The organism is Streptococcus sp. 121, assembly GCF_016458205.1.
GTDB lineage: Bacteria > Bacillota > Bacilli > Lactobacillales > Streptococcaceae > Streptococcus.
Window position 1 is genome coordinate 1 of record NZ_JAEMED010000053.1, and the last position, 12,457, is coordinate 12,457.

The 12,457-nt window shown below is 43.7% G+C and carries 11 protein-coding genes and 3 pseudogenes; 8 read left to right on the forward strand and 6 right to left on the reverse strand.

The genetic code is table 11. From position 1 onward, the window contains the following. Positions 1 to 203 precede the first annotated feature (203 nt). On the reverse strand, positions 204 to 1,238 hold the full coding sequence (locus tag JEQ21_RS08945; RefSeq protein WP_199365164.1) for a DNA/RNA non-specific endonuclease: 1,035 nt from the start codon (positions 1,236 to 1,238) through the stop codon (positions 204 to 206). 10 nt (positions 1,239 to 1,248) lie between these two features. After that, positions 1,249 to 2,019, reverse strand: a complete 771-nt coding sequence (locus JEQ21_RS08950) for an alpha/beta hydrolase (RefSeq protein ID WP_199365166.1) — start codon at positions 2,017 to 2,019, stop codon at positions 1,249 to 1,251. A 128-nt stretch (positions 2,020 to 2,147) separates the two neighbouring features. Between JEQ21_RS08950 and JEQ21_RS08955 the strand changes: the two genes are divergently transcribed. Then, complete coding sequence (locus JEQ21_RS08955; RefSeq protein WP_196091950.1) at positions 2,148 to 2,987, forward strand: HAD family hydrolase; 840 nt, start codon at positions 2,148 to 2,150, stop codon at positions 2,985 to 2,987. 353 nt (positions 2,988 to 3,340) lie between these two features. Beyond that, the gene (gene licT / locus JEQ21_RS08960) at positions 3,341 to 4,171 is read left to right on the forward strand and encodes a BglG family transcription antiterminator LicT (RefSeq protein ID WP_199365168.1); all 831 of its coding nucleotides are present in this window, start codon (positions 3,341 to 3,343) and stop codon (positions 4,169 to 4,171) included. A 135-nt stretch (positions 4,172 to 4,306) separates the two neighbouring features. Here licT and JEQ21_RS08965 read toward each other — a convergent pair whose 3' ends face one another. Continuing rightward, positions 4,307 to 4,588 (reverse strand): type II toxin-antitoxin system RelE family toxin, encoded by a 282-nt coding sequence (locus JEQ21_RS08965; RefSeq protein WP_199365170.1) that lies wholly within the window; start codon positions 4,586 to 4,588, stop codon positions 4,307 to 4,309. Then, on the reverse strand, positions 4,581 to 4,814 hold the full coding sequence (gene relB / locus JEQ21_RS08970; protein WP_196091947.1) for a type II toxin-antitoxin system RelB family antitoxin: 234 nt from the start codon (positions 4,812 to 4,814) through the stop codon (positions 4,581 to 4,583). Before relB ends, JEQ21_RS08965 begins: the two co-directional genes overlap by 8 nt. A 253-nt stretch (positions 4,815 to 5,067) precedes the next feature. Here relB and JEQ21_RS08975 point away from each other — a divergent pair, with 253 nt between their 5' ends. Then, positions 5,068 to 6,972 (forward strand): beta-glucoside-specific PTS transporter subunit IIABC, encoded by a 1,905-nt coding sequence (locus tag JEQ21_RS08975; protein ID WP_199365172.1) that lies wholly within the window; start codon positions 5,068 to 5,070, stop codon positions 6,970 to 6,972. Between the two features lie 94 nt (positions 6,973 to 7,066). On the opposite strand, the gene JEQ21_RS08980 is transcribed toward JEQ21_RS08975, so the two are convergent. Next, positions 7,067 to 7,957 carry an AraC family transcriptional regulator gene (locus JEQ21_RS08980; protein ID WP_199365174.1) on the reverse strand — a complete coding sequence of 297 codons (891 nt, stop codon included), beginning with the start codon at positions 7,955 to 7,957 and terminating at the stop codon, positions 7,067 to 7,069. Positions 7,958 to 8,060: 103 nt separating this feature from the next. Here JEQ21_RS08980 and JEQ21_RS10040 point away from each other — a divergent pair. From JEQ21_RS10040 to JEQ21_RS09000, 5 genes and pseudogenes are all read left to right on the forward strand, one after another. Beyond that, a pseudogene (locus tag JEQ21_RS10040) lies at positions 8,061 to 8,247 on the forward strand (VOC family protein); the annotation flags it as partial. Between the two features lie 137 nt (positions 8,248 to 8,384). Beyond that, a pseudogene (locus tag JEQ21_RS08985) lies at positions 8,385 to 8,549 on the forward strand (VOC family protein); the annotation flags it as partial. Between the two features lie 26 nt (positions 8,550 to 8,575). After that, entirely contained in the window at positions 8,576 to 10,057 is a 1,482-nt protein-coding gene (locus JEQ21_RS08990; RefSeq protein WP_199365176.1) for a glycoside hydrolase family 1 protein, read from the forward strand. Positions 10,058 to 10,066: 9 nt separating this feature from the next. Beyond that, positions 10,067 to 10,666 carry a histidine phosphatase family protein gene (locus JEQ21_RS08995; RefSeq protein WP_199365178.1) on the forward strand — a complete coding sequence of 200 codons (600 nt, stop codon included), beginning with the start codon at positions 10,067 to 10,069 and terminating at the stop codon, positions 10,664 to 10,666. 60 nt (positions 10,667 to 10,726) lie between these two features. Further along, on the forward strand, positions 10,727 to 12,160 hold the full coding sequence (locus JEQ21_RS09000; RefSeq protein ID WP_199365180.1) for a 6-phospho-beta-glucosidase: 1,434 nt from the start codon (positions 10,727 to 10,729) through the stop codon (positions 12,158 to 12,160). A 148-nt stretch (positions 12,161 to 12,308) separates the two neighbouring features. Here JEQ21_RS09000 and JEQ21_RS10045 read toward each other — a convergent pair. Beyond that, positions 12,309 to 12,457: pseudogene (locus JEQ21_RS10045) on the reverse strand (IS4 family transposase); the annotation flags it as partial.

Consider the following 12,457-nt stretch of genomic DNA (forward strand, 5'->3'; position numbering starts at 1 on the left):
GGTTGGAGGTAAAATGAAGGGCTGGGTAACAGACTTTGTAATGAAGACTGAGCAACAAGGAGGATAAGAAACAACCATGAGTCCTTTCCATAACTCTATTGTTCTGGGAAACATTGCAATAGTCAAGTATTTATACAATTATTGTTCAAACTGGGTTTTAATAACCCTCTAAACTTATATTACGAGGAGGTTAAGAAATAGAATTACCAGGGAAGTCCTGCTGCAGCTATTTCTGCTTTGGATGCATATTGACCATTTGGACGATGCCAGCGACCGCGGGCATCTCTGGTATAGCCTCCTCCGGCAGTAACCTCTGGTGCTGTTTGGGCGGCAGCTTCAGCTTGTGCCTGTGCAGCAGCCTGAGCTTGAGCTTCAGCTTGAAGGCGGGCTTGTTCTTCCGCTTGAGACTGAGCTTGAGCAGAAGCTTCTGCCTCGGCTTGGGCCCGGGCAGCTTCTTCGGATGCCCTCTGTTTATCAGCAGCTTGTTGGCTAGCAGAAGCAACAGTGTTAATGGCGGTACCACTCGTGTAGTCAATGTCTGCATTGGGTGACAGGTTGTCCAAGACAACTCGTGTGATTCCTGATGCATCCTTGGTTTCTTTTCCACCAAGGGTGATGTCAAGTTTTTGACCTTTATCATCTAACCCCACATATTGGAGTTCGATTTGGCGAGGAATGAGTTCATCGCCAGTATAAATAGGTGTAACCTTGTAGTCTAACCAATAGTTGGGGTGGGTTGCTAACCAGGAATCCAGACGGTTTTCATAATAAAGCATACTGTCAGGATTTGACTCATCTGTTCCTTTGTAGTTTCCAGTATTGAGCCAGGTTGTCATCGGAACTAGATTGCGACCTTCATCATTGAGACCACTAAATTGATACCCAATTAAATGCCCTCGATTCATGAGCCAAGCTTGTTGGCTACCGTCTCCAAAATAAAATTTATAGTTATGCCAGCCAACAGGGTCAAAGGTGATTTTGCCAGTTCGTTTTTTAGTCGGTTGATCCCCTTCCTTTAGTTGGATATGAGCTGCTTGTGCTCGACCGAGTGCATCCCAATCCTGAAGTTGAATTTGTTTCTCACCTTTGAAAGGCAATACGTCACTTGTTTCTTCGTCTGCATAGACGATAGTGCTCTGGACAGCTGCCAGTTCAGGATTACTTGGGGCGACTATTCCTAGCCCCAAACTTAGGCTTAGTAGTAGGCTTAGTAGAATTAATAAGCGATTCTTTTTCATCTGTTTCTCCTTATCTCATCCAAAGAAAGTCCATAAAAAGTGGAACTTGTTGGGCCCAGTCTCTTTCGGTATGCTGCCCATGTATTTGTGGGTGAAGATAGGTGGTAGCACCATGAAGCTGCAAGTTGGTCTCTAAATAAAGGTGAACTTGCGCACTGGGGCTTGCCCAAATTTCCTCTTCTTGTGTAAGGTCTAAACCAACTTCATTGGTTCCCCAACCCATGTAGACACGGGTATTGCTATCTAATTGATTTTGTTTCATTTCTTGATAAATGGGAGTAAAGATTGCTGAGGAGAGAGCGGCTGCCTTAGAGAAGACGGCATTGTAGCGGGTGATAGCATAGAGAGCCATGAGTCCTCCCATGGAGGAGCCTGCAATTCCGGTGTTTAAGCGATCAGGATAAGTCCGGTAGGTTTGGTCAATGACTGGTTTGATTTGATTGACCAACCATTGCATAGTGGTTTCTCCTCGTCCCTGGATAGGTCCTGCAAAGAATTCCCCTCCGATATCATAAGGAGAGTATTCCTCTAGGCGTTGGTTGCCTGCATGGCTAGGCTCAATCCCGATGACAATCATGTCCTTGTTCCAATGATCCAAGAACGTTTTTAATTGCCAAGATTGCCCGTAGGTTGCCTCTTGATCGTAAAAGAGGTTATGGCCATCAAAGAAGTACATAACCGGATAGCGGCTAACCTGGTTTTCATAATTGTCCGGAAGGTAGACCCGAACAGTGCGATTCTCCCCAGTTGCGGGGAATTCTAGTTGGTGGTATACAATCATAACTCTTCCTTTCTTACAGTTGTAACCCCATTTTACCATGCAAAGACGAGGATAGTATCACTTTATCCGTCTTTTTTTCTTTTTTAAAAAAAGGAAAAGGGGTAGACTGATAGCAAGGAGGAAACAAGATGAAAAAAGTACTATTCTTAGATGTGGATGGGACCATTGTTGATTACCACAATCGGATTCCAGAGTCAGCCAAGCAAGCCATTAAAGCAGCCAGAGCAAAGGGACATTTGGTGATGGCCACAACCGGCAGAAGTCGAGCAGAAATGCAAGAAGAGCTCTGGGAAATGGGCTTGGATGGTATGATCGGGGGAAACGGTTCTTATGTCGAATTCCAGAATCAGGTCCTCATGCACCAGCTTATTCCGGCGGAGGATGCGAAAGCTGTTGTGGACTGGTTGGAGGAACGAGGCTTGGAATTTTTCTTGGAAAGCAATAACGGACTTTTTGCCAGCCGCAAGTTTCGAGAACGTGGGCGGAAGGTTCTTCAGTCTTATCTCATGACCAAGGGGAAAACAGCAGAAGAAGTGGCGAATCAAGAGGTGGAAGATGTCTTGCATGGCTTGGTCTTTGGCGGTGACCTCTATCGAGATGACCTCAATAAAATCAGTTTTATCCTTGATTCCTATCAGGATCACTTGGATTCTAAAGCCGCCTTCCCTCAATTAGAAGCCCACACCTGGGGTGGTCGTGGAGAAACAGCTCTTTTTGGTGATTTAGGGGTTAAGGATATCAATAAGGCGCGTGCAATGGATTTGCTTTTGGGGCACCTTGAGATGGACCGCAGCCAGACCATTGCCTTTGGCGATGCGAAAATTGATATTCCCATGTTGGAGTATGCAGCGATTGGAGTAGCCATGGGCAATGGCGGACCTGAAATCCTTGCTATGGCTGACCTCATTACAGAAGATGTGGAAGAAGATGGTCTCTATAAGGCGTTTGAAAAGCTCGATTTGCTGTAAGATACATTGGAAATATGCCATCACTGCCTACTCTGAATCTCACTGTAGGCTTTCTGGAGCAAAATAAAAATTGAGCCCCCTTGCGAAAGCGCCCCCAATTTGCTAGACTAGAAATAGGATTGTTACTGAAATGCAGGCAAAACCTAAGTCATCATCAGGAGTCTGGAGACAGGCCTCTTTGGTGATGGATTTAGGTTTTTTTGCATTAAAAAGGCTATATACTCTCTTAGTTTATCTTTTATTACTGTGTTAGCTCGTCTTGCCGTACTTCAGTACTGTCTACGACTCGCTGCCTTGTACTAAAAGTAAACTAAAAGACTATAAGAAGCTAGCGGGTACAGAGGTAGGGCATAATGAACATTGTAAAAGTCTATAACAACAACGTGGTCCAGGCTTTGGATTCACAAGATCGAGAAGTGATCGTCATGGGCAAAGGTTTAGGTTTTCAGAAAAAAGCAGGTCAAGAGTTGGACCTAGATAAGATTGAGAAAACATTTGTCCTCCAAGGGGATGCGACAGAGACAGATCTGTTCCACCTCTATAGTCGGATGCCAGCAGAGGAAGTAGACTTGGTAACGCAATTCCTTTCAAAGGCTGAAAGGATTCTAGGCACCAGTTATGAATTGTCACTTTATCTTAGCCTCGGGGATCATCTTCACTATGCTTTGGAACGAAGTCGTCAAGGAATCTCTATCGAAAATCCCCTAGCATGGGAAGTTCGAAAGTTTTATCCCCAAGAGTATCAACTTGGACTTGAAATAATCGAGGAAATCCGCGACAAATTAGGAATTCACATGGAGAAAAGTGAGGCTTCATCACTGGCCCTCCATCTGATCAATGCTCAAAAAAATAATACAGCTGGTCAGCGAAAAAACCAGGTGAACCGGATGGTTCATCAATTCTTAGACATCGTCCGTCTTCATTTTGGTTGGGCTGAATTTAGGGAAGACACTAGTTTTCATCGATTCGTCACCCATCTTTCTTACTTTGCCCAACGTGTCCTTCAGGGCCAAGTCGAAGGAAAAGACGATGCCTTTCTCTATCAACAAGTTCAGGCTAACTACTCACAAGCTTTTGCGGCTAGCGAGAAAATCAAAACCTTTGTAAAAGAAAGTTACGGTTTTGACATGTCCCTTGATGAGCAAGTCTACTTGACGATTCATATTCAGCGGTTGATTAAATGAGAAAAACCCAAGTCCTGGTTTGAGGACTTGGGTTTTCTCATTTATACTCTTTTAGTTTATCTTTTATTACTGTGTTAGCTCGTCTTGCCGTACTTCAGTACTGTCTGCGACTCGCTGCCTTGTACTAAAAGCAAACTAAAAGACTATACGTTTGTAGATATCTGATCGATGACCGATGTGAAGATTTAAGATGATAAATTGATCCTTATCAACAATAGCCAGAATTCTATAATTAGCTACTCGAAATCTGACATAACTGGCTAATTCGCCTGAAAGAGATTTTCCTGGGGTTGTTGGAAAATCAACATTGTGAAGATGTTTTTCAATCCATTTCAATACTAGTCGCTGGATGCTTCGATCCAGTTTTTCAAGATCGTTATGAAAGGATTCTGCAAATTCTACTGTATATTTAGCCATATCGTTCTAAAGTTTCTTCAAGTGAATAGGTCTTCTTTCCACTTGCAACCCAGTCTTTATAAGCGATGTCAGCAACAGCGATATCATACATATCCTCAATTTTTTCTAGAACTGCATCGCGAATAAAATCTGATTTTGTGATTTGCTGACCTTTTGCATACTCTTCGATGAGTCTTACAAGATCATCGTCAAGTCTGATAGCAATTGGAGTTGTTGAAGTTGCCATAAGATCTCCCTTCCATGTGTTTACTGTGTAAACAGTATAGCACTAAAAATTTCAAAAATCAACGAAAAAACTTTTTAGAAAACGCTTGCAAAATGACAGGGTATTTGGTAGGATAGAATCATCAAAGGATTGTTACTGGGAAGCAGGCAAAACCTAAATATATACGAATGTGTCAGCAATAGCTCTTTTTGTCGTCGGCATGTCGGTATATGTTTAGGTTTTTTTGTTTGTTCCAGTCAGAAAGGAGCCTCTCATGGCAAAGGATTATAGTGAATTAGCCAAGGATATTGTGGAGCATGTCGGTGGCAAAGAAAATATCAGTGAACTCAAACACTGTATTACACGGTTACGGTTTACACTGAAAGATGAGGGAAAAGCAGATACGGATTACCTCAAAGCGCGTGATGGGATCGTGACCGTAGTGCAAGCAGGTGGTCAGTACCAGGTGGTTATTGGCAATCATGTTCCAGATGTCTATGTGGCAGTACAGACTGCTGCAGGAATTGTGGGAAATGGTAGCTTGGATATTGATGAAGGCGACAAAGTTAATGGGAATCTCTTCGAGCGATTTGTAGATCTGATTTCTGGTATTTTCCAACCCTTCTTAGGGGCCTTGGCGGCAGCTGGTATTATCAAAGGATTGGTCGCTGTTCTTGGTGCCAATGGCATGACTGCTGATAACAGTGCCTTATATGCCATTTTAAATGCAGCAGGAGATGGCTTCTTTCAGTACCTTCCCCTCATCATTGCCTTGACATCCGCTCGGAAATTTAAGGTAAATGAATTTACAGCTCTTGCCATTGGAGCCGCCTTGGTCTATCCAAGTTTACCTGGAGCGGTCGAAGTTTTGACCGAGTCCGGGATGAACACTGTTTTTGGGATTCCATTCTCTCTTCCGACTGGAGGCTATTATTCAACTGTGATCCCTGCAATTCTTGCAGTCTGGGTCGCATCCTATATTGAAAGAGGAGCACGAAAAGTGATCCCTGATGTGGTGAAACTTTTCTTGGTTCCTCTAGCGACCATCCTGCTAGCAGTTCCGATTACCTTCCTGCTTGTAGGACCAATTGGGAATCTCATTTCAGATGGTTTGAGCCTATTTTTCCAATACATTATGGGAATCAGTCCTATTCTTTATGGAGTTGTCCTCGGAGGGCTCTGGCAAGTTATGGTTATGTTTGGAATGCATTGGGCCATTGTCCCATTGGCGATTGTGGAAACTGCCAGTCAAGGATTTTCAGCCATTCTGATTCCAGCAATGTTCCCAAGCTTTACCCAAGTTGGTGTTCTTTTGGCTATTATGCTGAAAACCAAAGAATCTAAGGTTAAAACTCTTTCTATGCCAGCCTTTATCTCTGCTATTTTTGGGGTGACAGAACCGGCTATTTATGGGATTACCCTTCCAATGCGGACCCCATTTATTGTCAGCTGTATCACCAGTGCTCTAATCGGTGGCTATGTGATGTTTGCAGGGGTTGTTGGATACTCCGTCGGTGGTTTAGGAGTTTTCCTTTATCCTTCCTTGATTGACACAGCAACAGGTAATATGTCTGGTGTAATCTCCGGTATTATCGCTTCCGTAGCAGCCGTTGTAATCTCATTCGGCATTCAAATGGCGCTTCCTGTTGCCAACTTATATGGTAGTTCTCTTGAATCGCTTGAAGAAGAAAAAGAAGAAGCAGACACTCCGCACAAGGAGATTCAACAAGAAATTGTAGCCAGCCCGCTCCAGGGAGCAATTGTGCAACTAGCAGATGTTCCAGATCCTGTTTTCGCATCAGGTGCTATGGGGAAAGGAATTGCCATCGAACCTAGCCAAGGCACCCTTTATGCCCCAGTCAAGGGGGAGGTTACCCTCTTATTCCCAACCAATCATGCTATCGGAATCAAGACAGAAAATGGAGCAGAAATTTTGCTCCATGTAGGGATGGATACGGTTTCTCTCAACGGAGAAGGCTTTGAAAGCTTTGTGGAAATTGGAGATTCTATTGAAGCTGGTCAAAAACTGTTGGAATTTGATATGGAGGTCATTAAAGCCGCAGGCCTTCCAATCACAACTCCAATCATTGTAACCAATACTTCCCTCTATGAGGATATTCTCGTTAGCCAAGAAAGCGAAGTGCAAGTTGGGGACTATCTCCTGACCACCGTCAGCTAATGGCTATCCTCCTTAAGAAATTCAGGGACAAGAGGTATACTCGACGTGAGTAAAAGAGTATAAGGCCAGGGTGGAGAAGCCCTGGCCTTGCTTGTTACCCTTGTTTTCGAAATTGTTTCCGGTACTGACTGGGAGTCAGGTGATGACTTTTTTTAAATTGCCGGTTGAAGTTGGACAAATTATTAAAGCCAACCTGATGGGCGATATCGACAATAGGTTTCATGCTGGTTGCCAATAATTCACAGGCTGCTCTTAATCGAACCTGAATGATAAATTCCATACAGGAGATTCCCATGTGTTGTTTAAATACCGCCATGAAGTGAGCCTTGCTGTACCCCATCTGCTGAGACAGTAAGTCCATGCTGAGATTTTCCTCGTAATGGTTGTGGATATAGTCGATTAACCCACGCAAGCTCTCGTTTTTACGATAAAGATCATCTGTTCTTTTTTCAACAACATAGGAAAAGGAAAAAAGGAAATGAAAGAGTTCAAATAGTTTGCTCTTGAGCAAAAGCTCATAGTAATCAGCTTCTAGGTCGAGGGCGAGAAGCTGAATGAAACAGTTCTTGATTTCTTCATAGCCAGGGTCTTGTGGCTGAATACGGGAAATAAACTTAGCCTTATCGGTTTGCAGAGGTTGGAGGTAGTTGAGGCTGGTTTGATCCAGGTGAGTAGCCCCCAAGAAATCAAGGTGAAAGAGAAGGCTCTGGGTCTTGTGCTCTTTCATCTCGATGGGATGGATGGAGTGGGTTGCGTTGGGGCGGATGAAAATGAGGTCACCAGGCTGACTGTCGAAATATTCATAGTCGATATGATAGCGGGCGCTACCAGCCTCCACATAGGTCATTTCACATTCATTGTGCCAGTGGAAGAGGATGTCAGGTTGGCCATTTTGAACCTGGGTTTCAAAACGCTTGAAGGGGAGGAGGTTGTTTTCAAAATCTACTTGGTGATAGAAATAGGAGTCGGTTAGTTCTTTCTTCATAGTGTCCTCGTTTCATAGGATAGTATCATTATAGCAGATTTTCTGATAAGAAAATCGTTTACAATCCGACTATACTAGAGTTATCAGTTGAAGGGAGGTAGGCATGAGAATTGAATACTTAGCATTGTATGTAAAAGATTTGGAAGCCGCCAAGGAATTTTTTTCAGACTTATTTTGGAGCTGAATCGAATGATCGCTACCATAATCCTAAAACGGGTTTCTCTTCCTATTTTTTGAGTTTTGACGATGGGGCTCGGTTAGAAATGATGAACAAGGAAAGTGTCGGTGATTATAGTCTTTTAGTTTACTTTTAGTACAAGGCAGCGAGTCGTAGACAGTACTGAAGTACGGCAAGACGAGCTAACACAGTAATAAAAGAAAAACTAAAAGAGTATACACCTTGGCGACGGAGCGCGTGGAGTATATTCACCTGGCCTTTTCACTCGGTAGCGAGGAAGCTGTTGATGCTTTAACCGAGCGTTTCCGTACGGATGGCTATCTGGTCCTTTCAGGACCACGTAAAACGGGAGATGACTACTATGAGTCGGCTATCCTAGGGTTTGAAAAGAATCCGATTGAATTAACGGTTTAGAATAAATACGAGAAGGAGAAATACAGATGACACGTTTTCCAAAAAACTTTTTATGGGGTGGTGCGATTGCTGCCAATCAAGCTGAAGGAGCATATAACCTGGATGGACGAGGTTTGGTTCAAACAGATGTGACAACTGGTGGAACGGCGACCAGTCCCCGCTACACAACCTATATCGACAAGGATGGGAATCCTGGGAAGTATGCTTCTATGGGGCACATGGGTGGTCATTTACCTGAAGGAGCTCATTATGCCATTCTAGAAGACCACTATTATCCGAACCACCAAGCGGTAGATTTTTACCACCGTTACAAGGAAGATATTAAGCTTTTTGCGGAGATGGGCTATTCTGTTTTCCGTCTATCTGTTTCCTGGGCACGGATTTTCCCAAATGGAGATGATGCCCAACCCAATCAAGCAGGATTAGACTTTTATCGTTCCGTCTTTGAAGAGTGTCACAAGTACGGCATTGAGCCCTTGGTTTCCATTTGGCATTTTGATACCCCACTTTCATTAGAAACTCGTTTTAATGGTTGGTCTGACCGGAAATTAGTTGATTTCTATGTTCGTTATGCCGAGACGCTTTTTAATGAGTACAAAGATTTGGTCAAGTATTGGCTAACCTTTAACGAAATCAACAATACGATCATGTTTTTAGATATGTTTGGTCAGGCTTCGAATGAAGATTTTCAGGATGCTTACCAACAATTGCATCATCAGTTTTTAGCCTCTGCTAAGGCAATCCAACTTGGACGGAAAATAAATCCTGATTTTCGATTTGGCAATATGATCTGTGGAATCACTTTCTATCCAGGAAGCAGTGATCCAGCAGATATTTTGGAAAATCAACACCAGTGGGAGAAAAATATCTATTATTGTTCAGATGTCCAAGCCAAAGGTCGTTATGGCTCTTATGCCAAACGTTTGTGGCAGGAACACAATGTCGAGCTGCAAATGGAAGCAGATGATTTGGACATTCTCGATCAGGGTACGATTGACCTCTATACCTTCTCTTATTATATGTCGACGGTTGTGACAACCCATGAGGTGGATGAAAAAGTTTCAGGAAACTTTTCGGTTGGAGCTAAGAACCCCTATTTGGAATATTCTGATTGGGGCTGGGCACAAGATCCGTCTGGTCTTCAATATTATTTGGAAAAAATCTACGATCGTTATGAAATCCCTGTGATGATTGTTGAAAATGGCTTGGGAGCTTTGGACACGGTCGAGGAAGATGGGGCGATCCATGATGACTATCGTATTGACTACCACCGTTCTCACATCCAAGCCATGGCCAAGGCCATTGCGAATGGAGTAGACCTGATTGGCTATACAACATGGGGCTGTATCGACATCGTATCTGCTGGAACAGGCGAGATGCGCAAACGCTATGGTTTTATCTATGTGGATATGGATGACCTCGGGAACGGAAGCCTTGAACGGACACCAAAGGATTCATTCTACTGGTATCAAAAGGTGATTCGTTCAAACGGTGAAGAACTAGACTAGGAGGATCGAATGGCATTTTACCTCATGCGGCACGGACAAACCCTTTTTAACCTTCAAGGTTTGACCCAGGGAGCGGTAGACTCCCCCTTAACAGAGGAAGGGATTCGACAGGCAAAAAAGGCTAAGGCGTTTTTTGAGGGCGAGGAAATTAGTTTTGACAAGGCTTTCTCTTCCACCCAGGAGCGGGCAACCGACACGGCCAAGTTGGTTTCCGGAATGGACGATGTGAAGCAGTTAAAGGGAATTAAAGAAATGAACTTCGGAGAATTTGAAGTCCAGCCTTGGAATCTCCTGCCCAAGTTTCGACCAGGTGCCAATAATTTTGAAGACTTACTGGTTCCTTATGGTGGGGAAGCGATTGCGGATGTTGGTGTCCGAGTTGACACGACTATTCGACAATTGTTCCAGGAAACAGCCGGCCAAGAAGTTCTAGTTGTGAGCCATGGTGCAGCCATTTGGTCTTTCTTACTGCAAAATCAATTGGAACTGTTATTACCAGAAGATTTTACCATCTCGAACTGTAGTATTTTTCAATTGGATATGGATGGAGATCAAATCCGTTTGGTACGCGTGATTGATCCCATTAGAGAAGTGGAATGGCTCTTTTGAACAGGCAGTTTTGATCATATGAATAGTGTTAGAGATAAGAAATAGATTAAGGAGGTTCAAATGAATAAAGGTTTTCCGCAAGGATTTTTGTGGGGTGGCGCTACGGCTGCCAATCAATGTGAAGGGGCTTATGATGTCGATGGCCGTGGGCTAGCCAATGTGGATGTTGTTCCCATCGGTGAGGAGCGCTTCCCGATTATTGCTGGTCAGCGCAAGATGTTTGACTTTGAGGAAGGGTATTTTTATCCAGCTAAGGAGTCGATTGACATGTACCACCACTACAAAGAGGATATTGCCCTCTTTGGGGAGATGGGCTTCAAGACTTACCGCCTCTCGATTGCCTGGTCTCGGATTTTCCCCAAGGGCGATGAGTTAGAGCCGAATGAAAAAGGTTTGGAATTTTATGAAAAACTCTTCAAAGAGTGCCACAAACATGGGATTGAACCCTTGGTAACCATCACCCATTTTGACTGCCCAATGCACTTGATTGAAGAGTATGGGGGCTGGCGAAACCGCAAGATGCTAGAGTTTTATGAACGGCTTTGCCGGACTCTCTTCACGCGCTACAAGGGCTTGGTGAAATACTGGCTCACCTTTAACGAAATTAACATGATCCTCCACGCCCCATTTATGGGGGCAGGTCTCTACTTCGAGGAAGGGGAGAACCAAGAGCAAGTGAAATACCAAGCAGCCCACCATGAGTTGGTCGCATCTGCCATCGCAACGAAAGTGGCCCACGAAATTGATCCCGAAAACAAGGTCGGCTGTATGTTGGCTGCGGGACAATATTATCCAAACACAGCCCATCCACGAGACTATTGGGCAGCCCTACAAGAAGATCGAGAAAACTATTTCTTCATCGATGTTCAAGCCCGTGGAGAGTATCCAAACTATGCTAAGAAAAAATGGGAGCGCTTGGGGATTGATGTAGAAATGACAGAGGAAGATTTGGCCTTACTGCGAGATTACACAGTTGATTTCATCTCCTTCTCTTACTACTCAAGCCGAGTAGCTTCTGGAGATCCAGAGGTCAATGAAAAGACTGAAGGAAATATCTTTGCTTCTATCAAGAATCCATACTTGGAAGCCTCCGAATGGGGTTGGCAAATTGACCCACTCGGACTCCGCATTACCCTCAATGCCATCTGGGATCGTTACCAAAAACCTATGTTCATTGTTGAAAACGGCTTAGGTGCTATTGATACACCTGATGAGAATGGTTACGTCGAAGATGATTATCGAATCGACTACCTACGCCAACACATTGCGGCTATGCGAGATGCCATTGTAGAAGATGGTGTTGAGCTCCTCGGTTATACCACTTGGGGCTGTATCGACCTGGTTTCAGCAGGAACTGGTGAAATGAAGAAACGCTACGGTTTCATCTATGTTGACCGGGATAATGAAGGCAAGGGAACCCTCAAACGCTCCAAGAAAAAATCCTTCCATTGGTACAAACAAGTCATCGCCACAAACGGTCAAGACTTGGGATAAGAAAAATACTGGACATTGGATCCAATGTCATTAAGTTAAGGCTTAGAATCTAAAATAAGACCACTTTGGAAGTTCAAATTGATATATGACTTTCGAAAGTGGTCTTTTTGTGCATGCCAAATAAAGGTTTTTATACCCTTTTTAAAAATTATGATACTCTGTAGGTGAAGCTTACTACTGATTGATTTTTCAGTCGCCTTTCAAACGTCCGACCTGGACGAATGATTGATAAATGTCTTTCTATGTAAGTTTTCAACTTAGAAGAAGTGAGCCTGTTTTTCAGAAATTGTTTACAGG

Coding starts and splice junctions, on each gene's coding strand:
- JEQ21_RS08945 (WP_199365164.1), bottom strand. CDS start 1,238: ATGAAAAAGAATCGCTTATTAATTCTACTAAGCCTACTACTAAGCCTA.
- JEQ21_RS08950 (WP_199365166.1), bottom strand. CDS start 2,019: ATGATTGTATACCACCAACTAGAATTCCCCGCAACTGGGGAGAATCGC.
- JEQ21_RS08955 (WP_196091950.1), top strand. CDS start 2,148: ATGAAAAAAGTACTATTCTTAGATGTGGATGGGACCATTGTTGATTAC.
- licT (WP_199365168.1), top strand. CDS start 3,341: ATGAACATTGTAAAAGTCTATAACAACAACGTGGTCCAGGCTTTGGAT.
- JEQ21_RS08965 (WP_199365170.1), bottom strand. CDS start 4,588: ATGGCTAAATATACAGTAGAATTTGCAGAATCCTTTCATAACGATCTT.
- relB (WP_196091947.1), bottom strand. CDS start 4,814: ATGGCAACTTCAACAACTCCAATTGCTATCAGACTTGACGATGATCTT.
- JEQ21_RS08975 (WP_199365172.1), top strand. CDS start 5,068: ATGGCAAAGGATTATAGTGAATTAGCCAAGGATATTGTGGAGCATGTC.
- JEQ21_RS08980 (WP_199365174.1), bottom strand. CDS start 7,957: ATGAAGAAAGAACTAACCGACTCCTATTTCTATCACCAAGTAGATTTT.
- JEQ21_RS08990 (WP_199365176.1), top strand. CDS start 8,576: ATGACACGTTTTCCAAAAAACTTTTTATGGGGTGGTGCGATTGCTGCC.
- JEQ21_RS08995 (WP_199365178.1), top strand. CDS start 10,067: ATGGCATTTTACCTCATGCGGCACGGACAAACCCTTTTTAACCTTCAA.
- JEQ21_RS09000 (WP_199365180.1), top strand. CDS start 10,727: ATGAATAAAGGTTTTCCGCAAGGATTTTTGTGGGGTGGCGCTACGGCT.